The sequence below is a fragment of the Cupriavidus phytorum genome (assembly GCF_003254285.1).
GTDB classification, from domain to species: Bacteria; Pseudomonadota; Gammaproteobacteria; order Burkholderiales; family Burkholderiaceae; genus Cupriavidus; species Cupriavidus phytorum.
Window position 1 is genome coordinate 47,825 of the sequence record NZ_QKZN01000016.1, and the last position, 21,803, is coordinate 69,627.

Consider the following 21,803-nt stretch of genomic DNA (forward strand, 5'->3'; position numbering starts at 1 on the left):
GTTTCCTGTGCGGGTGCCAGTTCAGTTGGTGTGAAGCAAGGTTACTCGCCGCAACCGGGCTGTCACGTTACCGGGGCTGGTTCAGTTGCAACATATCTGTAACTTCGTCGCGGAAGACGTAAATGCCGGTTACGTCGTCATGACAAATGTTTCGACCCGACACATCTTGGCCGCGACTGCCTGGTCACGGCTGCTGGAAACGAAAGCGCGCCACGTCGCTGGCCAGCGCCGCGGCCTGCTGGTCGAGACGCGCCGCCTGGCCCGCCAGTTCGTCGACCAGCGCAGCATTCTGCCGGGCCGTCTGGCGCAATTGCTTCGCCGCCCGGCCGGCGCCCTGCACGCTGCCGGCCTGCTCGTCCGCGAGCGCGCGCAGCCCCTCGGCCAGCGCATGGCTGTGGCCCACCGTGGCGGCAATGCGGTCCATCGCCGCCACCACGCTGCCGCTCAGGCTGGCGCCTTGCTGGATCTCGTGCGTGGCATTGCCGACAATGCCGCCGATCTCGCGCGCTGCCGCGGCGCTGCGCTGTGCCAGCGCGCGCACTTCCTGCGCCACCACGGCAAAGCCGCGGCCCGCCGGGCCCGCACGCGCGGCTTCCACGGCGGCGTTCAGCGCCAGAATATTGGTCTGGAACGCGATGCTCTCGATCACCCCGACGATCTCAGCGATATGGCGCGAATGGCCGTGCAGGGCGTCCATGGCGCCGCGCATGCGCTGCACCACGGCCGCGCCGTCGTCGGTGGCGGCGCGGGCTGCGCTGGCCATCTCGCTCGATTCGGTGGCCCGCGCATGCGCGGCGGCGACGTGCGCCGCCAGTGCCTGCATGCTGTCGGTGGTGGCGTCGAGCGCGCTGGCCTGCTGCTCGGTGCGTGCCGACAGGGCCTGGTTGCCCGCCGCGATCTGCTGGCTGGCCGCGGTGATCTCGTGGGCGCTGGCCTGGATCCGCGCCAGCACGCCGGCCAGCTGGTCGCGCATGCTGGACACATGGTGCAGCATGCTGCTGTGGTCCGTGGGGCGCAGCGCGATCGGGGCGGTCAGGTCGCCGGCGGCAATGCGGCGGGCGATGTCGGCGGCATCGCGCGGCTCGCCTCCAAGTTCGGCACGCAGGCTGCGCGCGGCAATCCACGCCAGCGCGACGGCAGCGAACAGGCTGGCGCCGAGCAGGCCCGCCATCCAGGCTTGCGCGCGCAACTGGCTGGCGGCGACGCTGGCGACGGTGGCGGCGGCCTGCTGCTCCTGCTGGCGGCGTACGGCCTCGACCTGCTTGCTGAGCCGCTGCAGTTGCTCGGTAACGAAATGGCCATCGACCGAGACCGCGCTGTCGAACTGCAGCGGATCCAGCGGCTGCTTGCGCAGCAACGCCACGTAGGCCTGGGCCAGTTCGCCGGCGCGCTGGCGTTCGCGCAGCAGTGGCGCCGCCTGGACCGGGGCGGCCCGCTGCACGCCGGCCAGTGCTGCATCGAGCTGCGACAGCGCCGCCGCCATCTCGTCGGCGGCGCCGTCGCGCTCGGTGCTGCTGGTGGCCATGGTCAGCGCCAGTTGCGCGCGCCCGAGCGCGGCCAGTGCCGATTGCGCCCGCTCCGCCGAGATGGCGCCGTGCATGTCGTGCTGGTACAGGGTATCGGTGCGCGCCTTGATCGAGACCAGGTTGGCGATGCCGGTCAGGCCGACCGCGGCGCCGAACAGGTAGACCAGGGCAAAGGCGGCGCACAGGCGCGCCACCAGCGGCAGGTGGCCCAGCCGCGCCAGCCAGCGCGCGGGGGCAACTGCCCGAGGCTGGCCGGGCAGGGATGTCTTGAAAGCTTGCAACACGGAGATGACTCCAGACGGGCGCGCCGGCGTGACCAGCCTGCGCAGCCCGGGCTTGACCCGATTCGCCGCTGGCGCCGTCCTCTGTACGGGACAGTCGCTGCGGCGCACGGGATCGTCGTCGATCAACGTGACGTCAACGTGACATCCTTCCAATATGGACTGTCATCGTGCTGTCATATGGATGTCATGCAATGTGGGCCGCGCTGCGCCCTGACCGCTGCCGCACCATCCCCCGCTTGCTTCCCATGAATGGCCTGACTGTCGCCACCTCCCAGCACGATCCCACGCCCGCCGCTGCCAGCGTTGTCCCGGGCGGGGCCGTGCTTGCGCCGGCGCGTCTGCCGCCGCTGCACGCCGTGTTCCAGCCCATCGTGCAGGCGGACAGCGGCGCCATCCTCGGCTACGAAGCGCTGATCCGCGGGCCCGTCGCCTCGCCGTGGGCGGCACCGGACGCGCTGTTCCGGCTGGCGCAGGGCGTTCCCGCCACCATTGCGCTGGAGGTCGAGGCGGCGCGCACCGCGCTGGTCGCCTGGCGCGGCTTCGATCTGCCCGGCAAGCTCTTTCTCAATTTCAGCCCGCAGACCTTGCGCCACCTGCTGGCGGACCGGGGGCGGCTGATGGCGGCGCTGCTCGAAGCCGGCATTGCACCGTCGCGGCTGGTGATCGAGGTTACCGAACAAACCCCGATCGGCGATGCCGCCAGTTTTGGCGTGGCCATGGCGGTGTTGCGCGAGCTCGGCATGCAGTACGCGCTGGACGATTTCGGCACCGGGCACGCCAACCTCGACTTGCTCGCGCACCTGTCGCCGCATTTCGTCAAGATCGACAAGTCGCTGGTGCGCGGCATCGCGTCTTGCTCGCGCCGGCTGGAGATCCTGCGCGCGCTGCTGCGCATGATGAGTGCCTTCGGCGGGCGCGTGATCGCCGAAGGCATTGAAGACGAAGATGAACTGGCCGTGGTGCGCGACCTGGGCGTGACCGGCGCCCAGGGCTATTACGTGGGACGGCCGGTGGCGCAACCGGCGGCGCAGGCCGCGCTGCATGTACGGCAGGCGCTGGCGTCGCGCCGCATTGCCGTGTTTCCGCAGATGGTGCGCTCGGGCTGGTCCGGCATCACCGCGGGACGGCTGCTGCGGCCGGCGCCGACGGTGTCGCCGTCGGCCAGCAACGATGCGGTGCTGCGCACCTTCCAGGACCAGCCCGAGCTGCAGGCGGTGGCGGTGGTCAATGACGAGGGGCGGCCGCTGGCCATCATCGGCCGCCAGGCGTTTATCGACCGCTACGCGGCGCCGTTCCATCGCGAACTCTATGGCAAGAAGGCCTGCATCGCCATGGCCAGCCGCGATCCGGCCTGCTTCGACCAGCGCGCCAGTCTGGAGGACATGGCGCAGATCCTGTCGGGCGAGAACACGCGCTCGCTAGCCGACGGCTTCGTCATCACCGACCAGGGCCGTTATATCGGGCTCGGCACCGGCGCCGACCTGATCCGGGCGATCACCGAGGTGCGCATGGAGGCGGCGCGCTACGCCAATCCGCTGACCTTCCTGCCGGGCAATATCCCGCTGAACCAGCATATCGAGCGCCTGATCGAAGCCGCCAGCGAGTTCCATGCCTGCTATGTCGACCTGAACCACTTCAAGCCGTTCAACGACAAGTACGGCTACTGGAAAGGCGACGAGATGCTCAAGGGCGCGGCCGCGATCCTGGCCGAGGCGTGCGACCCGGCGCGCGACTTCCTGGGCCATGTGGGCGGCGACGATTTCCTGGTGCTGTACCAGAGCGCCGACTGGGCCGAGCGCATGCGGGCCGCGATCCTGCGCTTCAACGATGCCGCGCGCGCCATGTATGCGCCGCCCGACCGCGCCGCCGGCGGCATGCATGGCGAAGACCGGCACGGGCGGCCGGTGTTCTTTCCTCCGGTATCGATGGCGGTGGGGGTGGTGTGCGTCAGCGGCGAGGGCGTTGCCGGCCTGCAGCGCCTGGGCAGCCAGCAGATCGGCGCCGCGGCGGCAGCGGCCAAGCGCGAGGCCAAGCGCTCCGCCGATGGCATGGCCGTGCTCGACTTCCTGGCGCTGTCGGCGACGCTGCCGGCGTAGCGCGGCTCAGTTGTTCGCGGGGCCGGGCATGGAGGGCCGCGTCGGTGGCTTTGGCAGCCTGGGCGCGATGCTCTCTTCCAGCACGTCGAGCCGGTAGCCGTGCGCGTAGACCACCGTGATCACGATGCCGTTGGCCACGCCGATGCGCAGGGTCTTGCGAAGCCGCGAGATCAGGCCCGCCAGCGCCCGCGACAGCGGTGGCAGTTCATGCCGCCAGATCGCCTGCTGGATGCGCTCGGCGGCCAGCACACGGCCGACATTCGAGAACAGCATCATGGCCAGGTCGAATTCCTTCGGCGTCATGGCGATGCGCTCGCCGTGCAGCGTGGCGAAGCGACCCATGCTGTTGAGCTGGTAGGGGCCGGCCTGTACCACGAGGCCCTGGCGCAGGCGTTCGCCGGTCACGCGCCGGCGCAATGCCGTGATGCGCGCCATCAGCACGCGCGCATTGAGCGGGCGGCAAACGTAGTCGTCGGCGCCCGCGTCGAGCGCATCGACCAGCTTGTCTTCGCTGTTGTCGGTGGCCAGCAGGATGATCGGCACATCGCGCGAGCGCGCGCTGCGCACCGCGCGCACCACTTCCAGCGCCGGCAGGTCGGGCAGGGCATCGTCGATCAGCAGCATGTCGTACAGTTCCTGGCTGACGCGGTGGATCAGCTCGCGGCCAGTCTCGAACACGCGGCAACGGAAGCCGGCGCCCTCCAGCAGTTCGGCCACGGTACGGAGTTGGGGCGAAAAGCCCATGAGCAGCGCAATATTCATCGGAGGCGGACCACAGGGCAGGATACGAACCGTAAGGCGAAAGCAGCAAGGAGCGCCCGGGCCGCGGTCGGACAGCCCCGGCCACGGCACCTCGATGGCACCGCGTTGCCTAGCCGGAAAGCGTATTAAAAGTGCGGTCCGAAAAACAATCAGACATTGCTGAAATATCTGTCGATTTTCGTGGTTCGCCACGATCGAGGCGCAGTCGATGGTGATGCCGCGGCAGCTGCCGGGCGCTACGGAAAGTTGTCCACAGTTCCTGTGGACAAACGGGGGCACGCTGCCCTGACAGCGGCCTGGCACCGTGATGCCATCGGCGTGCCAAAAAAGAAGGCAAAGCCGGCAGCCGGTGGGCAGCCGGTAGGCAGCGGGTGCCTACATCCGGACCGTGCTGTGCCAAAATAGCGCGCATCGCGAACCGGTCAGCGGACACAAGCCCACCGATGCTGCAGAGCCCGAGTGTCATCGCCATCATCGTGCTGGCCTTTCACGTCGTAGGCGTGGTGGCCGCGCTGCATGCCGTCATGACGGTGCGCACCGCGCCGGGCGCGATTGCCTGGGCCGGCTCGCTGCTGATGATGCCGTACTTCACCCTGGTGCCTTACCTGATCTTCGGGCGCAGCACCTTCGCTGGCTATGTCGACGCGCGCCGCTTCAACGACGACCGGCTGCGCGAAATCCGCCACGGCATGACCCCGCGCGAGCGCGAGGCCCGCAGCGCCTGCGTGGTCCACGCGCCGGTGCAGGCCTGCATGCGCGCGCTGCCGCGCCTGACCGGCATGCCGTGCCTGGCCAACAACGATGTGCGCCTGCTGATCGACGGCGAGCAGACCTTCGAGGCGATCTTCGCGGCGATGGCGCGCGCCCGGCAGGTGTTGATCGTGCAGTTCTTCATCGTCCACGACGATGCGCTCGGCCGGCGCCTGCAGGCGCTGATGTGCGAGCGCGCGCAGGCCGGTGTCAAGGTGTACTTCCTGTTCGACCGCATCGGCTGCCACGCCATGTCGCGCCGCTATGTGCGCACGCTGCTCGATGCCGGGGTCGAGGCGAAGGCGTTTTCCACGCATCGCGGTTTCGTCAACCGGTTCCAGCTCAATTTCCGCAACCACCGCAAGCTGGTGGTCGTCGACGGCTGCGAAGCCTTCATCGGCGGCCACAATGTCGGTGTCGAATACCTGGGCCAGCGTCCGCCGCTGGCGCCCTGGCGCGACACCCATATCGCGCTGCGCGGCAGCGCCGTGCTCGACTTGCAGATGGCCTTTGCCGAAGACTGGTACTGGGCCGCGCGCGAGGTGCCGCATCTGCTGATGCCGCCGCCCGAGGCGGGCGGAAGCATGACCTGCCAGGTGGTGCCGTCCGGGCCGGCCGATGCGCAGGAAACCTGCTCGCTGTTCTTTGTCGAGGCAATCCAGTCGGCGCGCCACCGGCTGTGGATCACGTCGCCGTATTTCGTGCCGGACGAGGCCGTGTTCGCGGTGCTGCGCCTTGCGGTGCTGCGCGGCGTGGATGTGCGCATCCTGATCCCGGCGCGACCGGACCACCTGGTGGTCTATGCCGCCTCCACGCTGTACGCGCACAAGGCCATTGCCGCCGGCATCAAGATCTACCGCTACCAGCCCGGCTTCCTGCACCAGAAGGTGATCCTGATCGACGACGAGGCCGCCGCCATCGGTACCGCGAACCTCGACAACCGCTCGTTCCGGCTCAATTTCGAGCTGATGGTGATGACCGCCGACGAGGGCTTTGCGGCGCAGGTGGCGGCAATGCTCGAGGCGGATTTTGCGCAGGCCCGCCGGGTCGGGCTGGACGAGTTCCTCGCCGCACCGGCACCGCTGCGCGTGGCGATGCACGTCGCCTCGCTGTTCGCGCCGATCCTCTGAGCCGCGGCCTGCCAGCGCCCGTCCCATCGTCGATGCAACGAGCTTGTGACAGTTTGATTGTGTACACTGTTCACTATAAGACTCTGCACATCATGAACTGTCATTCGTTTTCCGGGAGGCCCGCATGAACCGGGAGGCCTCCGCACCGCCCGCACGGGCGACCTATCGCCATGGCGACCTGCGCCGCGCGCTGCTCGATGCCGGCATCGACCTGGCACGCGAGGGCGGTCCCGACGCCATCGTGCTGCGCGAAGCGACGCGGCGCGCGGGCGTGGTGCCCAATGCCGCGTACCGCCATTTCGCCAGCCGGCAAGACCTGCTGCAGGCGGTGCGCGCCTCGGCGCTGTCTTCGCTGGCGATTGCCATGGAGGCCGAAATCGGCGGGCTGCGCCCGGGCCGTGGCGCCGCCGCGCATGCGCGCGCCTGCCTGCGCGCGGTCGGCACGGGTTACCTCCGTTTTGCCCTCACGGAAACCGGCCTGTTCCGCACGGCGTTCTCGGTGCCGGATGAAGTGGAAGACGACGCCGACCCGGCCAAGGCCGGCAACAGCGGCCTGAACCCGTTCCAGTTGCTGGGCGCGGCGCTGGACCAGCTGGTGGAGGCGGGGGTGCTGCCGGCCGAGCGCCGCCCGGGCGCCGAATACCTGGCGTGGTCGGCCGTGCACGGCCTGGCGATCCTGCTGATCGACGGACCGCTGCGCAGCCGCGCCAGCGAGCAGGCGGAGATCCTGGGGCAGCGCGTGCTCGAGATGGTCGAGAAAGGCCTGTAGCCTGAAATTGCGGCATAAATCGCGGCAAAAAAAATGCCACGATGGCGGGGACCATCGTGGCAACGTAAGGAGCCAGGAAGGGGGGCAACCTGGCTCTATCGGGCACCCAGGGTCGGGTGCAAGAACAATGTATTCCGTTGATTCTCATCTGAATATCGGACACTTCTTAAATATGCCTTTGTTTTGTCCCGATATAGGCACCCGCACGGCCATGGCTTGGCCGGGGGCGCGTCGGGCGGGTGCGGTTCACCGGAATGCAGGGCTGGCTGCGCGGTCTAATTTGCGTGCCTGCCAGGTCTGGCAGGCTGAGCGCTGACGGTGAGGAGGGGCATCATGCAATACGGAATCGGAGTGGTCCTCGTCGCGACCGCGCTGGCAGGATGCGTTGCGTACCCGTATGCCGGCGACCCGTATCCGGCATATCCCGCCTATACGGTGTCGACGCCGTACTACCAGACCTACCCGGCCTATCCCGCGTATCCGGCATACGGCTATCCGTACTACCGTCCGTGGCCGGCCTATGGCAGCTTCGCCTTCATCTATGGCGGCGGTGGACGCGGTCATCACTGGCATGGCCATCGCCATCACGGGCGCGGTGGCTGGCATGGTGGCGGGCGAGGCGGCGGCAGAGGAGGTGGCGGCAGAGGCCACTGACGGGTGGGCGTCCGCATGGCAATGCGGGGCCGCCAGGGTTACCATCGGTTCACGGTCGCCAACGGAGCCTTATCGCCATGAGCAAGCCCGCACAGAAGCACCAGCCCCAGCCGACGAAGCCAGCGCAGCAGCCATCCAGCGACGAACTGATCGAGCGCGAACTGGATGAGGCGCTGAAGGATACCTTCCCCGCCAGCGACCCGGTCGCGGTCGACACCGACGTGCCGCGCCGGCCCGGCAAGTCGAAGCCGGGCAAGTAAAGCGCGGGGAAACAAGGCGTCCGGAAGCGCGGGCGCGCTAGGGGAGCTGGCGCAGTTGCCCGATGACGGACATCAGCCGGCCGTGCGCGACGATGACGCCGGACTCGTCCTGCAGCGCTTCCTGGTAGCGCTTGCGGAACGCGGGGTCGGCCCCGTCGCTGAAGAGCTTTTCGGCGGCGCGACCGACGGCACGGCAGGTGTCGTCGTGGTGTTCCTTGGCCTCGAGCTCTTCGTCGATCTCGATGATCAGCCGCGACAGCGGGTCGAGCCAGCGGAAGTAGTTGTCTTCAGTCACCAGCTGGACAAACAGGCCGGCCGGAATCGGACCGTTCAGGCGTTCGTACTGGGCCCGGTCATAGCCGATGACTTCCTTGTGAACCTGCAGCAGGGCCGCGCGCAGGGCCTTCAGCCCAGAGCGGCGCGTTTCCTGCGTGGCGAGGAATTGTTCGTTGGGCATGCCCATCTCCGCGTTTCCACTTGATCGGGTCCGGGCAGCGGCGCGTCGTCGCGCGCCTGTACCGCCAGCGCTTGCGCGGCGGTGACTGTCTGCCGGATGTTCCGTGCGCGGCGTCCGGCCTGTGCCGGCACTGTCCCGCGCGCCTGCCAGTATAGGCAGGCCCCGCGGGGCGAGCCAGAGGCGCCGGCTAGCGAAATACCCGTATTTGCGCCGGCCCCGGCGCATGGTTGGCGGACATGGCGAGTCGCTCAGGGGCTGCCGGTGGCATCGGGTGTGAGCAGATCGGCCGCGCGCGAGCGCCGTGCATCGGCCGCGCGGAAATAACGGACCACCGTCGAGACGCTGGCATGGCCGGTCATGGCCATGGTTTCAGCCAGCGGCACTTGCTGCGCGGCCGCTTCCGTGACAAAGCCCGAGCGCAGCGAATGCGCGGAATAGTCGCCGTCCAGTCCCGCCAGCGCGCAACGTGCCTTGACGATGCGGCTGATTGCCGCATCCGACAAGCCTTCACCCACATGCCCACCGCGCCGGATGCGGCGAAACAGCGGGCCGTGCTCGATCCCCGCGGCGGCCAGCCACGCCTCGAGCGCCTGCCCGGCGGCGCCGGTGACGGGCTTGGCGGTATCGGCGTGCTCGCTGCCTGACTGGTTGGTCTTCGACCAGCCCAGCACATAGACAAAGTCCCCGGGCCCCACGCGCGTCAGGTGGTCCATGGTGGCGCGCGCGACTTCGGAGCGGCGGCGCCCGCCGCTGGCCCACGCGAACAGCAGCAGCGCGCGGTCACGCAACCCGGCTAGCGAGCCATCGCAGGTATCGAGCAGGCGCAGCAGCGGCGCGCGCGTCAGGGCGGCCTTGCGTGCCTGGCGGTGGCCGCGGCGCGCATAGGCGCGGCGAGTGCTGGCCATCAGCTCGCGCACGCCGGCATCGGCGCAGGGGTTAGGCAGGCCTTGCAACTGATGGGCCTTGGCAATGACCGCGAGCCGGTGGGTCAGCGTCGACAGCGCGGGCGGGCCGGGTCGTGCCTTGCATCCGTCAGCGACCAGCGCCTGGTCGATCGCGGCCGGCATCTCGCAGACAGGGCCCTGCGGCGTCTGGCGCGTGGCATGGTCGACGATGAACTGGATAACGACGGCGGGCGCAAGCGGAAGCCGGACTGGCTGCCGGTAGCGCAGGGCATACCAGGCAGACCAGTAGCGCAATGCGGAGCGGTAGCTTGCCACCGTGTTTCGGGATTCGCCTTCCTGGCGCAACGCGTTGGCCGCCTGCTCGGCGAGAGGATCCAGTTGGGACGTGCGGAGCGGGGCCGGTAAGTCGACATCGGAGGGAATGGGTGGAAAGTATGCCTCGTGGGCGTCTCGGATTCTGATCATATTAAATATGATGTATGCTGTAATATATCATACATAAATAAGGGATAACAACCGATAAGCCTTCATTATCGAACCTTATTTGTGACTTTCGAGTAATCAGTTGAGTCCTGCCCATGGAAACGCTCCGCAGCCGAGGCATCACCCGCGACGACGTCTGGCAAGCCGCCGACAGCCTGCTCAAGGCCGGCCAGCGGCCGACCATCGAACGCATCCGCCTGCATCTGGGGCGAGGGTCGCCGAACACGGTAAGCCCGCACCTGGATGCGTGGTTTGCTGCGCTGGGCGGGCGGATCCAGGATCCACAGGGTTTCGCGCCGGCGCCAGGCTGTCCCGAGCCCGTCACGGAAGCCGCGCGATACCTGTGGGAGGCGGCGCTGCAAAGCGCCAGAGCCTCGGCCGAGGCCGCGTTGGCGCAGCGGGAAGCCGCACTGGCGGAGGCGAGCACCGCGCTGCAGCAGGAGCGCGAAGCGCTGGCGCAGGAACGCCAGGTCATGCAGGCGCGGCTGGAAGGCGCGGAGGCTGCCATGGCGGAACTGACGCGGGCACGCGACGAGGCGGCCGAGCGCGCCGCGCGTGGGGAAACCGCTGCGGCCGCATGGCAGCAGCAAGCCGAAGCGCTGCGCGCGGAGCATGCCTCAGCGCTTGCCGCGCGCCATGCGATGCAGAACGACTTTGAAGCCCGGCGCGCGGCATGGGACCAGGAACGCGAAACGCTGATGCAGCGCACCGCCGCCAACGAGCGCCGCATGGCGCTGGAACTCGACGCGGCGCGGGTGGCCGCCAGGGAAGCGCAAAAGCTGCTCGAGGCCGAACGCAAGGCGGCGGTCGAGCGCCTGAGCCGGGCCGCGGAGGCGGCGTCGCGCCAGGGCAGCGAAATGACCCGGCTCGGCCAGGCGATTGCAGTGCTGGAAGAGCGGGTGCGCCAGCGGGAAAACTTGCTGGCGGAGTATCGACAGCAAGCGGGCGCGGCACCTGCCGAACCCGCGGCTGCCGCAATGCCACCCCGGCGGAGCCGGCCGGCCCGCATGGCGCTGTCCGCCGGCAAGGGGCGACGGCGTGGCCGCAGGCTGTAGGCCAACCGTGCCTTCCGGCAAAAAGCGCAGCGTAGGGCATGTTGGCGATAAATCAATTGAGCTATAGTGAAGGCTCATTTGATGAGGTCTGCCATGCCGCGCACGCTCACGCCCGAAGGCCATTATCCGCTCGCACACCGACGCCGGCCCGCCCGCGAACTCGGCGTAAATAGCTACCTGGCCGTCTACGAGGCCACGCTGTCGTCCGAGGGCGCCATGGCGGTGATCCACGCCATCCGCGAGGGCGTGCCGGCTTCCGACCTCAACCGGCTGGCCGAATCGATGGGGACGAGCAAGGAACAGCTGATCAAGACGCTGGATTTGCCGCGTGCCACCGTCGACCGCAAGGCGCGCGCTCACCAGAACCTGTCGAGCGAGCAGAGCGAGCGCGTGCTGGGCATGGTGCGGCTGGTTGGCCAGGTGCAGGCGCTGGTGGAAGGCTCGGGCGATGCGCGCGGCTTCAATGCGGCGCAGTGGGTGGCGCAGTGGTTGGAGCAGCCGTCGCCGGCGCTGGGCGGGCAACGTCCCGCCGCGCTGATGGATACCGTCGCGGGCCAGCGCATCGTCTCCGACCTGGTGGCGCGGATGCAGAGCGGGGCCTACGCTTGAGGCCGGCCTGGCGCATCGCGACCGACACGCCCCTCTACACCGCGGACGATGCCAGCGGCGCCGGCGCGAAGGCGACCGGGGGACGCTGGAACCGGCAGGGCACGCCGCTGATTTACGCGGCGTCCAGCATTGCGCTGGCGTGCCTGGAAACGCTGGTCCACCTGGGCTCGGCCGGCCTGCCGCTGAACCGCTACCTGGTCCGCATCGATATCCCCGACGACTTGTGGGCCGAGGCAGGCCACTTGACGGCTGCCAGCGCGCCCGTCGGCTGGGATGCCATTCCCGCCGGCAAGACCAGCCTCGACGCCGGCGAGGCCTGGGTACGCGCCGGCACCAGCGCCTTGCTGCTGGTGCCTTCGATCGTGATTCCCGAGGAGTACAACGTGCTGGTCAATCCCTTGCACGCGGATGCCGGGCGGCTGGCCTATGCCAAGGTGCGCCGCTGGCAGTACGACGCACGCCTGGCCTGAGGCAGGATCACGCCGCGCCGCCGGCGCGCAGCAGGTGTTTCTGGATCTTGCCGCTGGTGGTCTTGGGCAGCGCTTCGACGAAATGGTAGCGGCGCGGCCGCTTGTAGGCGGCAAGCCGGTCGCCTTGCAGCAGGAAGGCATCGAGCTGTTGCGCGTTCGGCGCGGCCTCGCCGCGCGCCACCACGTAGGCGGCGACGACCTGGCCCCAGGTGGGATCGGACTCGCCGATCACCGCGACTTCCAGCACGCCGGGATGCTCGATCAGGGAGTCTTCCACCTCGCGCGGATAGACGTTCTCGGCGCCGGAATTGATCATGTAGTCGATGCGGTCGCGGATCCACAGGTAGCCGTCGGCATCCACGCTGCCGAGGTCGCCGGTGTGGTACCAGCCGTGCGCCAGCGCGCGCGCGTTGGCGTCCGGGCGGTTCAGGTAGCCCTGCATCATGCACGGGCCGCGCACCAGCACTTCGCCGACTTCGCCCGGCGCGCATGGCTGCGACGGGTCGGTCGGTGCGCCGTCGTCGCGCAGCCTTGCCACCACCAGCTCGTGGCCCAGCGCCGGCAGCCCGGCCGAGCCGGCGTGGCTTAGTTGTTCGTGCGGGTAGAGCACCGACATGCATGGTCCCATTTCCGTGGTGCCGTAGACCTGCACCAGCCCGGCGCCGATCTTGCGGTTCCATTCGCGGATCAGGTGCGGCGCCATCGAAGCGCCGCCGTATTCCACCAGCCGCAGCGAGGACAGGTCGCGGGTGGCGGCGTCCGGGTGGTCGAGCAGCATGCCGACCATGGTCGGCGCGGCGAAGAAGTGCGTGACGCCCTCGGCTTCGACCAGCTGCCAGGCCTCGCCCGCATCGAAGCGGCGCTGCAGCACCTGGGTCGCGCCGACCTGCAGGCGCGGCAGGAAGCTGGTGTGCAGCTCGGCGGTATGGTTCAGCGGCGCGATCGACAGGCCCACATCCTCGCGCGACAGCATCATGGCCTGGTGCATCATCGCGTTGTGCTGCAGCTTGCTGCGATGGGTGTGCATGACGCCCTTGGGCCGGCCGGTGGTGCCGCTGGTGTACATCAGGATGCAGGGATCATTCTCGTCGACCGTCACCGTTGGCGGCGTGTCTGGCTGGTCCGCCGCCAGCGTGTCGAGCCGGTGCGTGGCGAAGGCGGGTGCCGGGCCGACGTCGGCATAGAGGCGCAGCGTGGTGCCGGGCGCCAGTTCGGCGGCCTTTGCCGCGACGGCCGCGCCTTCGCGCTCGAACAGCAGCGCCCTGGCGCCGCCGTCGTTCAGGATGTAGGCCAGCTCCTGCGCCGCCAGGCGGTAGTTGACCGGGTTGAAGACCGCGCCGAGGCGGGCCGTGGCCAGCAGCGTAAAGACAAAGGCGGGCGTGTTGTAGAGGAAGGCCGCCACCACATCGCCCTTGCCGATGCCGAGCGACTGCAAGGCATGCGCGTGGCGGTTGACCTCGGCATCCAGCTGCGCAAAGGTCCACGCGCGCCGCCCGGCGCCGATGCCGCTGACCAGCGCGGTCTTGCGCGGCAGGTTGCGCGCGGACCAGGTAAGGGTGTCGCCAAGGGTGATGCCGCAGGTCAAGGTCGGGCTCCGTCGTGTCCGCTGCCAGGCTGGCAGGCGCTCGTTGTCTTGTCAGCCGGACAATATAGAGCGACGTGTGGGACACATGGAAATAACGATTTGCTCTTTCTTTATGTCCGTGGGGCGGTAAGAGCGTTCCTGGCCAGGCCGCTACTGTATATTTGTACAGTTTCCGCTGTGCCCATTGCCTGTGTCCGCCGCCACCGCGCCCCCTCCTGTCACGCCCGCACCGCCCGCTGCGCCAGCGCAGCCCGCTTACGTCGTTGCCGTGCGCGCGCTGTGCGAGTTCACAGCCAAGGCGGGCGACCTGGACCTGCGTTTCGTGCCGACGCCGTCGGCGCAGGAAGGGGTGGCGGGGCATGGCGTGGTGGCCAGCCGTCGCGGCGCGGGCTATCAGGCGGAAGTGGCGCTGTCCGCGGATTTCGGACCGCTCCACGTCCGCGGCCGTGCCGATGGCTACGATCCGGCTGCCAACCGGCTCGAGGAAATCAAGACGGTCCGCGGCGACGCCGCCGTGCCGGACAACCACCGCCACCTGCATTGGGCGCAAGCCAGGATCTATGGCTGCCTGCTGTGCCGCAAGCTGGGGCTGCCAGGGCTGGAGATCGCGGTGGTCTATTTCGATATCGTCAGCCAGCGCGAGCACCCGGTGGTGGCGCATTTCGACGCGCCGGCGCTCGAGGCGTTCTTCGTCCAGTCCTGCGAGCGCTTCCTGCACTGGGCCCAGGCCGAGCTGGCGCACCGGCAGGCGCGCGATGCCGCGCTGGCGCAGCTGGCGTTTCCGCACCAGGGCTTCCGCCCAGGCCAGCGCGAACTGGCGCAGGCGGTCTACAACGCCAATCGCGCCGGCCGCCACCTGCTGGCGCAGGCACCCACCGGCATCGGCAAGTCGGTCGGGACGCTGTTTCCGGTGTTAAAGGCCATGCCGGGCCAGCGGCTCGACAAGGTGTTCTTCCTGTCGGCCCGTTCCACCGGGCGCGGGGTGGCGCTGCATGCCGCCGCAGCCCTGCGCGGCCATGGCGCGCAGCCGCTGCGCGTGCTCGAACTGACGGCGCGCGACAAGGCCTGCGAGCATCCGGAGCTGGCCTGCCATGGCGAATCGTGTCCGCTGGCGCGCGGCTTCTATGACCGCCTGCCGGCCGCGCGCGAAGCGGCCCGCGCCGTGCCGGTGCGCGACCGCGCCGCGGTGCGCGAACTCGCGCGGCAACATGGCATCTGCCCTTACTACCTGGCACAGGAGCTGGTGCGCTGGAGCGACGTGGTGGTGGCCGACTACAACTACTACTTCGACCGCAGCGCGATGCTGTACGCGCTGACCGTGGCCAATGGCTGGCGCGCCAGCGTGCTGGTGGACGAGGCCCACAACCTGGTCGAGCGCGGCCGCGCGATGTACACGGCGGAGCTGGATCCGCAAGCGCTGCGCGAGCTGCGCCGCGGCGCGCCGGCGCCGCTATCCCGGCCGCTGGCACGGTTGGCGCGGCAGTGGAGCACACTCGCGCGCCGGGGTGACGATGCCTACGAGGTCCTGCCCGAAGTGCCCGCGGCCTTTCGCCGCGCGCTGGAAGAATGCTGTGCGGCAGCGCTGGCCTACATGACCGAGCATCCGGGCGCGCACGATCCGGCGCTGCAGCGCTTCTACTTTGACGCACTGCATTTCGCCCGGCTGGCCGAACAGCTCGATGCGCATTCGCTGTTCGATATCCAGCGCGTGCCGCGGCGCCGCGGCCACCATGCGCGGCTTTGCCTGCGCAACGTGATCCCGGCCCCGTTCCTGCGCCCGCGCCTTGCCGCCGCGCATTCGGTCACGCTGTTTTCCGCGACCCTCGATCCCGCGGACTATTACCTCGACACGCTGGGCCTGCCGTCCGATTGCGCGCGCGTGCAAGTGCCATCGCCGTTCCGCGCCGAGCAGCTGTCGGTGCGGATTGCCGCGCGCATCTCCACCCGCTATGCGCGGCGCGAACAGTCGCTGCCGGACATCGTCGCGCTGATGGCGGACCAGTTCCGCGCGCGCCGCGGCAACTACCTGGCCTTCTTCAGCAGCCACGAATACCTGCAGCAGGCCGTCGCCCGCTTCGCCGGGTCGCACCCGGATATCCCGCATTGGGTCCAGGCGCGGGGCATGGACGAAGCCGCGCAGGCGGCGTTCCTTGAGGCCTTTGCGGAAGGCGGCGAGGGAATTGGCTTTGCAGTGCTCGGTGGTGCGTTTGCCGAGGGTGTCGACCTGCCGGGCGAGCGCCTGATCGGCGCCTTCGTCGCCACGCTGGGGCTGCCGCAGTTCAACGCCGTCAACGAGCAGTTCCGCGCGCGCATGGAGCAGGCGTTCGGCCGGGGCTACGCCTATGCCTACCTGTATCCCGGTATGCGCAAGGTGGTGCAGGCCGCGGGCCGGGTGATTCGGACGCAGCAGGACCAGGGCGTGCTGTATCTGATCGATGACCGCTTTGCCGCTGCGGAGGTGCGGGAGCTGCTGCCGTCCTGGTGGGAAATCGCGCCGGCGGCGTAGAAATTACACGCTGGCGCCGCGGATGCGGCATGCTGGCGCCGTAGCCCCGCCTCAGGTCGGCCTCGCGCTGGCCTGGAACGAATCTGGCAGGCACACCGTCACGCGCCAACCGAAAGGAAACACCATGCCGATGACTCAACACTATGCCGCCACCGAGCCGACCCGCACCGAAGTGGACACGCTGTCCGGCGCCACCGTGCTGGAGTTCGGCGCGCCGTGGTGCGGCTATTGCCAGCGGGCCCAGCCGGCGCTGGCCGAGGCGTTTTCCGTGCATCCGGACCTGCGCCACCTGAAGATCGAAGACGGCAGCGGACGGCCGCTGGGCCGCTCGTTCCGCATCAAGCTGTGGCCGACGCTGGTGTTCCTGCGCGACGGCCAGGAAGTGGCCAGGCTGGTGCGCCCCACGGAAGCAGAGCCCATCCGCGAGGCGATGCGCCGCATCGCCTGACCGCCGCGCGCTGGCGCCGGCTTACTTCGCGAACACCTGGCTCAGGTCGCCAAAGGCCTTGAATTCGAGCGCGTTGCCGGACGGGTCCAGGAAGAACATGGTGGCCTGTTCGCCGACCTGGCCCTTGAAGCGCACGTGCGGCTCGATCACGAACCGGGTGCCGGCCGCGCGCAGGCGTTCGGCCAGCGCCTCCCATTGGTCCATCGGCAGGATCGCGCCGAAATGGCGCACCGGCACGTCGTCGCCATCGACGGCGCTGGTGGCACGGTGGCCGCATTCATCGGGCGACAGGTGCGCTACCACCTGGTGGCCATAGAAGTTGAAATCCACCCACGCGTCGGAACTGCGGCCTTCCGGGCAGCCCAGCAACCCGCCATAGAAACTGCGCGCCTCGGCCAGGTCGCGCACGGGAAACGCCAGGTGGAACAAGGGGATCGTGGAAGTCGTGTTCATGGGGCTTGTTTTGGAGGGAAGGTTTTGACCGGGCCGCGGAGCGGCCTGCGGGTTGATTGTAGTCAGCACAACCCGTAATATGAAGCGAATCATTTTTGCCCTGAGCATCAAAGATTTCGATAGATGATCCGCTACTTCCAGACCTTCCTGACGGCTGCCGAAACCGGGTCGTTTTCCGCCGCGGCGGCGCGGCTGGCGCTGACCCAGTCGGCCGTCAGCACGCAGATCCGGCGCCTCGAGGAAGACCTGGACTGCCGCCTGTTCGAGCGCACCGGCAAGTCGGTCGCGCTCAGCGAAGCCGGGCGCAGGCTGCTGCCGGAGGCGCGGCGCTTTGTCGAGCTCTATGCCGCGATGAAAGACCGCGCCGGGCCGCATGCCGATGCCGCGCCGGTCGAGCTGGGCGCGGTGTCGACGGTGCAGGCCACCTTGCTGGCCGAGGCAATGCGGCACTTCCGCCAGCGCTTCCCGGACTCGCACGTCAACGTGGTGCCCGGCATGTCGACCCAGCTGCTGACGCAGGTCGATGCGCGCGAGCTCGACGTGGCGGTGCTGATCCGGCCGCGCCTGGGTTTGCCGCCCGACCTGAAGTGGGTGCCGCTGGTGCGCGAGCGCTTCGTCGGCATCGGGCCGGCGGGCTCGCCGCAGGAACTGCGCGCGCTGCTGGAGGCGCTGCCGTTTATCCGCTACAACCGCCACAGTACCGGCGGCCAGCTGGTTGACGGCTACCTGAAGCGACAGCGGCTCTGGGTCAGGGAAGGGATGGAACTGGACGAGCCGGCGGTGATCCTGCAGATGGTGGCGGCGGGCCTGGGCTGCGCCATCATTCCGGCCGAACTGGTGCCGCTGCGCGAGGCGGCCGGGGTGGTGCAGGTGCCGCTGCCGGGCGGACCGCTCTATCGCGAGGTGGGCGTGCTGGTGCGTGAAGCGGCGCTGCGCCGCGCGCCGGTCGCGGCGCTGATCGACGCCTTCGTGGCGGCGAGCGCGCGCTGGCAGCGAGTCGAGGCTTAGGGAAGGCTCAGAGGCTGGCGGGCAACACCATCGTCACCAGCACCGAGGCATCCGACACCGCCGTCACGTCGTAGCGCACGCAGGGCCCCAGGTACAGCAGGTCGCCCTGGTGCAGCTGGCGTTCGGAGCCGTCGACGCGCACGCGGACCTCGCCTTCCAGGCATTGCACGGTCATGGGTCCGTCCACCGCATGCGGAGGCACATGCTTGCCGGCCTTCAGCACCAGCCGCATCACTTCGAGGGGACCTTCCTTGAACAGGGCCTGGGTGGCGGTCTGGTCCAGCCGCACGCCCAGGGGCAGCACGCTGGCGATCTGTCCGGAAGCTAGGTGGGGAAGGGACATGCGCGGCTCCTCGCGTCTGTGGGGTGGCTTGTCAGGCGCGTCGACGCCGGGCGGCGGCACGCCTTTTCAATCTAGCACCGGAGCGCGCGCATCCCTAGCACGCAGCGTGGTTTCGCGGCCAGATCAGGCCGCGGCGGCAGCGCGTGCGTCGCGATGGGCCGGCGCCGCGGAGACTCCGCTGCGGTCCAGGCCTGCAACTTCCGGGCCGGTGGCGCGGTTCGCGCCATCGGTGAAGGGGTCGCGCCGGTCGTTGACGCGCGCGCCATCGGTGAAGGGGTCGCGCTTGTCGTTGACGCGCGCGCCGTCGGTGAACGGATCGCGCTTGCCGTTGTGCAGGGCGTAGCCGTAGCGGTCACCGGCAACGCCGCGATCGTTCAGGCCTTGTGCCATGGCGGGGGTGGTGGCGCTGATTGCTGCGAGGGAGAGAGTCGTGGCAAAAAGGGCTTTGAGAGCGTTTTTATGCATGTCTGCTGTTTTTTGGGGTAGGGGGACGGCCGGCCCGCAAGGAGCCGCGCAGGCTGGCGGGTTTGCTGCCTGCGCCGTCCGGATTCGCCTTGTGGGCGGTGCCGCGCCTGGATGTTTGCGCGGCACGGGACGAAGTGTAGTCACGCCGAGCCATTCCCGTGATGATTTAACCGGTCATCGTTCAGTCGTTTTTTTCATCCATCGATCCTGGTACGGCAGCCACCTTGAGCGCGGTCTGCCAGCCGCCTCCGAGCGCCAGGAACAGGTCGACCTGCCGCGCGGCAACGTGCCCCGAAGAGGCCGCCAGCGCGGCCTGCGCGGCGGCGAGGTCGCGCTCGGCATCGAGATGCGCCAGGTAGGGCAGGCGCCCCGCCTCCCATAGCCGGCGTTGCTGCCGCGCGGCTTGCGCGGCGTGCTCGCTGGCGGCATGCAGGGCCGCGTGGCGTTCCAGTTCGCGCGTATAGGCCGACAGCGCGGTCTCGGTTTCCTGCAGCGCGCGCAGCACCACGCCGTCGAAGCGCGCCAGCGCGGCATCCGCGGCGGCTTCCAGTCCGTGGATGCGGTGCCGCACGCCATTGGTGGGCCAGGTCCAGCTCAGCAGCGGCCCCACGCTCCAGCGCGCCGTGGGCCCGCTGCCAAGATGGCTCAGCACGCCGGTCAGTCCGGCACTGGCGCCGATGCGGATCGACGGATACAGGTCGGCCGTAGCCACGCCGATGCGCGCGGTGGCGGCGGCGAGCTCGCGTTCGGCCTGGCGCACGTCGGGGCGCCGTCGCAGCAGCGCGGCGCCGTCGCCGACCGGCAGCGGCGCGCGCAGCACGGGCTCGGCATCGCAGGCCACCTCGGCCTCAGGCAGTGCGCCTGGCGGTTGGCCTAGCAGCAGCGCCAGCCGGTAGCGTGCGGCGCTGCGCGCGGCCTGCAGCGGCGGCAGCGCCGCGCGCAGTGCTTCGATGCGGGCACGTTCGCGCGCCACCTCGGCCGGCCCGGCGCGGCCCGCGGCGAACAGGCGGCGGGTGGCATCCAGCGTGCGCTGCTGCACCGCCAGCTGCTGCGTGGCGGCATGCAGGTCATGCGTGGCGGCGCAACCTTGCACGTAGGCGCGCACGGTCTGCGCGGCGACGGTGACGCGCACCATGTCCAGTGTCGCCTCGCTGGCCTGGGCACCGGCAAGCGCGGACTCGTCGGCGCGCGCCAGCTTGCCGAAGAAGTCGATCAGGTAGGACGCGCCCAGGCCCAGGTCGCCCAGGTTGAACACCGGCGGCTGGTCCTGCTGCAAAAAGCTTTCACCCGACAGCTGCGCGCGCGATACGCCGGCCCCGGCGCTGCCCTGCGGCAGGTTTTCGGCTTCGACTTCGTGCAGCAGGGCCAGCGCGCGGCGCAGGTTGGCGCTGGCGGCGCGGATATCGGTATTTGCCGCCAGCGCCTTCATGACCAGCCGGTCGAGCCGTTCGTCGTCATAGAGGCGCCACCAGTCGTCGGGCACGGGGGCGATCGCCACGTCCGGTGCCTGTGCAGACTGCAATGGGCCATTGGCCGCGGTCGCACGTACCGCCGCGTGGTCCGGCACGCGATAGTCCGGTCCCACCGTCGTGCAGGCGCTCAGGTACGCAATCAGGCATGCCACCCAGGCACGGCGCGGCCTCACGATCGCGGCCCCGCGCGGCGCGCGGCGCCGTTGTTTGCGGCCGGCTCGCGCACCGCCACGGTGGCGGTGCGCCCGGAGACCAGGCGCACGTCGGCAGGCACGTCCTCCAGCACGATGCGCACCGGCACGCGCTGCGCCAGCCGCACCCAGTTGAAGGTGGGATTGACGTTGGGCAGCAGGTTGGAACCCGCGCTGCGGTCGCGGTCCTCGATGCCGGCGGCGATGCTGTGCACGTGGCCGCGCAGGTGGCGGGGCTCGCCCATGATATGCACGTCGACCGGGCTGCCGATGTGGATGCGGTGCAGCCTGGTTTCCTCGAAATAGCCTTCGACGTGGAAGGAGCCGGCATCGACCATCGACAGCACCGGTCGCCCGGTCGTCACGTAGTCGCCCAGCCGCGGCAGCCGGTCGTTGAGATAGCCCGCCACCGGGCTGCGCACGCTGGTGCGTTGCAGGTTCAGCCGGGCCAGCCGCACCGCGGCTTCGGCCTGCGCCAGCGCGGCCTGGCCTTGCTCGACGCGCGCACGCCCTTGCTCGGCGACTTCGGCGGACACCACGCCGTCCAGGTCGCGATTGCGTGCGGCTTCGCGCCGCGCCTGCGCCAGCGCGGCACGCTGGGTCGCCAGCGTCGCCAGCGCCTGTTCCAGGGCGAGCGCGTAGCGGTCGCAGTCGATCTCGAACAGGACTTCGCCGGCCTGGACGTACTGGTTGTCGCGCGCCAGCACGCGCGTGACCAGTCCCGAGACGTCGGGTGCCACCTGGACGATGTCGGCACGCACATGGCCGTCGCGGGTCCAGGGCGCGGCGGTGTAGTAGTCCCACAGGTGGCGCAGCACCAGCAGCGCGGCAATGGCGGCCAGCAGCGTCGGCAGCACGGGAAGCAAGGAGCGGGGTCGGAAGGTCATGACGGCAGTCCGGGCACCGCGGCGAATACGGCAGCCACGGCGCCCAGGACGATCACATAGAGAGAAAGGTTGAACAGCGAGCGGTGCCAGATATGCCGGTAGCAGCCCAGCGCGGCCAGCACCATGCGGATTGCCGTGGCCACCGCAAAGGCCAGCACGGCCAGCACCAGCACGCCAGGCACGAACACGCCGTAGAGGTCGATTTCACTAAGCATGGGCGCAGCGAAGAAGGTGG

The 21,803-nt window shown here is 69.3% G+C and carries 22 protein-coding genes; 11 read left to right on the forward strand and 11 right to left on the reverse strand.

From position 1 onward, the window contains the following. Positions 1-184 precede the first annotated feature (184 nt). The gene (locus C7416_RS26240) at positions 185-1,810 is read right to left on the reverse strand and encodes a methyl-accepting chemotaxis protein (protein ID WP_111521588.1); all 1,626 of its coding nucleotides are present in this window, start codon (positions 1,808-1,810) and stop codon (positions 185-187) included. A 245-nt stretch (positions 1,811-2,055) separates the two neighbouring features. Here C7416_RS26240 and C7416_RS26245 point away from each other — a divergent pair, with 245 nt between their 5' ends. Next, complete coding sequence (locus C7416_RS26245) at positions 2,056-3,906, forward strand: EAL domain-containing protein (RefSeq protein WP_111521644.1); 1,851 nt, start codon at positions 2,056-2,058, stop codon at positions 3,904-3,906. Between the two features lie 6 nt (positions 3,907-3,912). Here the strand turns inward: C7416_RS26245 and C7416_RS26250 are convergent, their stop codons facing one another. Further along, positions 3,913-4,668, reverse strand: coding sequence for a response regulator transcription factor (locus C7416_RS26250; protein WP_111521589.1), 756 nt, complete (start codon positions 4,666-4,668; stop codon positions 3,913-3,915). A gap of 443 nt (positions 4,669-5,111) precedes the next feature. On the opposite strand from C7416_RS26250, the gene cls reads away from it, so the two are divergent. The 4 genes from cls (at position 5,112) to C7416_RS26270 (ending at position 8,231) form a co-directional block, all read left to right on the forward strand. Then, a complete protein-coding gene (cls, locus tag C7416_RS26255; RefSeq protein ID WP_111521590.1) occupies positions 5,112-6,548 on the forward strand; it encodes a cardiolipin synthase in 1,437 nt (478 codons plus the stop codon). A gap of 124 nt (positions 6,549-6,672) precedes the next feature. Continuing rightward, entirely contained in the window at positions 6,673-7,317 is a 645-nt protein-coding gene (locus C7416_RS26260; RefSeq protein ID WP_062803149.1) for a TetR/AcrR family transcriptional regulator, read from the forward strand. A gap of 333 nt (positions 7,318-7,650) precedes the next feature. After that, complete coding sequence (locus C7416_RS26265) at positions 7,651-7,971, forward strand: hypothetical protein (RefSeq protein WP_111521591.1); 321 nt, start codon at positions 7,651-7,653, stop codon at positions 7,969-7,971. Positions 7,972-8,048: 77 nt separating this feature from the next. Beyond that, a complete protein-coding gene (locus tag C7416_RS26270) occupies positions 8,049-8,231 on the forward strand; it encodes a hypothetical protein (protein WP_111521592.1) in 183 nt (60 codons plus the stop codon). A 37-nt stretch (positions 8,232-8,268) separates the two neighbouring features. Here C7416_RS26270 and C7416_RS26275 read toward each other — a convergent pair whose 3' ends face one another. Then, the gene (locus C7416_RS26275) at positions 8,269-8,694 is read right to left on the reverse strand and encodes a hypothetical protein (RefSeq protein ID WP_092316998.1); all 426 of its coding nucleotides are present in this window, start codon (positions 8,692-8,694) and stop codon (positions 8,269-8,271) included. Positions 8,695-8,936: 242 nt separating this feature from the next. Then, entirely contained in the window at positions 8,937-10,058 is a 1,122-nt protein-coding gene (locus tag C7416_RS26280; RefSeq protein WP_111521593.1) for a site-specific integrase, read from the reverse strand. A 113-nt stretch (positions 10,059-10,171) separates the two neighbouring features. On the opposite strand from C7416_RS26280, the gene C7416_RS26285 reads away from it, so the two are divergent. The 3 genes from C7416_RS26285 (at position 10,172) to C7416_RS26295 (ending at position 12,210) form a co-directional block, all read left to right on the forward strand. Next, positions 10,172-11,131, forward strand: coding sequence for a DNA-binding protein (locus C7416_RS26285; protein ID WP_111521594.1), 960 nt, complete (start codon positions 10,172-10,174; stop codon positions 11,129-11,131). A gap of 93 nt (positions 11,132-11,224) precedes the next feature. Beyond that, positions 11,225-11,740, forward strand: coding sequence for a type II RES/Xre toxin-antitoxin system antitoxin (parS, locus tag C7416_RS26290; protein WP_111521595.1), 516 nt, complete (start codon positions 11,225-11,227; stop codon positions 11,738-11,740). Beyond that, positions 11,737-12,210: an RES family NAD+ phosphorylase gene (locus tag C7416_RS26295; RefSeq protein ID WP_111521596.1), complete on the forward strand. Its 474-nt coding sequence runs from the start codon at positions 11,737-11,739 to the stop codon at positions 12,208-12,210. Before parS ends, C7416_RS26295 begins: the two co-directional genes overlap by 4 nt. 7 nt (positions 12,211-12,217) lie before the next feature. Here the strand turns inward: C7416_RS26295 and C7416_RS26300 are convergent, their stop codons facing one another. Continuing rightward, positions 12,218-13,795, reverse strand: a complete 1,578-nt coding sequence (locus C7416_RS26300) for a fatty acid--CoA ligase (protein WP_111521597.1) — start codon at positions 13,793-13,795, stop codon at positions 12,218-12,220. Between the two features lie 184 nt (positions 13,796-13,979). On the opposite strand from C7416_RS26300, the gene C7416_RS26305 reads away from it, so the two are divergent. Further along, positions 13,980-16,301 (forward strand): ATP-dependent DNA helicase, encoded by a 2,322-nt coding sequence (locus C7416_RS26305; protein WP_111521598.1) that lies wholly within the window; start codon positions 13,980-13,982, stop codon positions 16,299-16,301. A gap of 124 nt (positions 16,302-16,425) precedes the next feature. Further along, complete coding sequence (locus C7416_RS26310) at positions 16,426-16,749, forward strand: thioredoxin family protein (protein WP_111521599.1); 324 nt, start codon at positions 16,426-16,428, stop codon at positions 16,747-16,749. 21 nt (positions 16,750-16,770) lie between these two features. Here the strand turns inward: C7416_RS26310 and C7416_RS26315 are convergent, their stop codons facing one another. Beyond that, positions 16,771-17,202: a VOC family protein gene (locus tag C7416_RS26315; RefSeq protein WP_111521600.1), complete on the reverse strand. Its 432-nt coding sequence runs from the start codon at positions 17,200-17,202 to the stop codon at positions 16,771-16,773. Between the two features lie 123 nt (positions 17,203-17,325). On the opposite strand from C7416_RS26315, the gene C7416_RS26320 reads away from it, so the two are divergent. Next, positions 17,326-18,210 carry a LysR family transcriptional regulator gene (locus C7416_RS26320; protein ID WP_111521601.1) on the forward strand — a complete coding sequence of 295 codons (885 nt, stop codon included), beginning with the start codon at positions 17,326-17,328 and terminating at the stop codon, positions 18,208-18,210. Positions 18,211-18,217: 7 nt separating this feature from the next. On the opposite strand, the gene C7416_RS26325 is transcribed toward C7416_RS26320, so the two are convergent. From C7416_RS26325 to C7416_RS26345, 5 genes are all read right to left on the reverse strand, one after another. Next, entirely contained in the window at positions 18,218-18,553 is a 336-nt protein-coding gene (locus tag C7416_RS26325) for a cupin domain-containing protein (protein WP_111521602.1), read from the reverse strand. Between the two features lie 123 nt (positions 18,554-18,676). Further along, a complete protein-coding gene (locus tag C7416_RS26330; protein WP_111521603.1) occupies positions 18,677-19,018 on the reverse strand; it encodes a hypothetical protein in 342 nt (113 codons plus the stop codon). 181 nt (positions 19,019-19,199) lie between these two features. Continuing rightward, positions 19,200-20,663 (reverse strand): efflux transporter outer membrane subunit, encoded by a 1,464-nt coding sequence (locus C7416_RS26335; protein WP_111521604.1) that lies wholly within the window; start codon positions 20,661-20,663, stop codon positions 19,200-19,202. After that, complete coding sequence (locus C7416_RS26340) at positions 20,660-21,568, reverse strand: efflux RND transporter periplasmic adaptor subunit (protein WP_111521605.1); 909 nt, start codon at positions 21,566-21,568, stop codon at positions 20,660-20,662. The genes C7416_RS26335 and C7416_RS26340 overlap by 4 nt, the downstream gene beginning before the upstream one ends. Beyond that, complete coding sequence (locus tag C7416_RS26345; RefSeq protein WP_111521606.1) at positions 21,565-21,783, reverse strand: DUF1656 domain-containing protein; 219 nt, start codon at positions 21,781-21,783, stop codon at positions 21,565-21,567. Before C7416_RS26345 ends, C7416_RS26340 begins: the two co-directional genes overlap by 4 nt. Positions 21,784-21,803 lie beyond the last annotated feature (20 nt).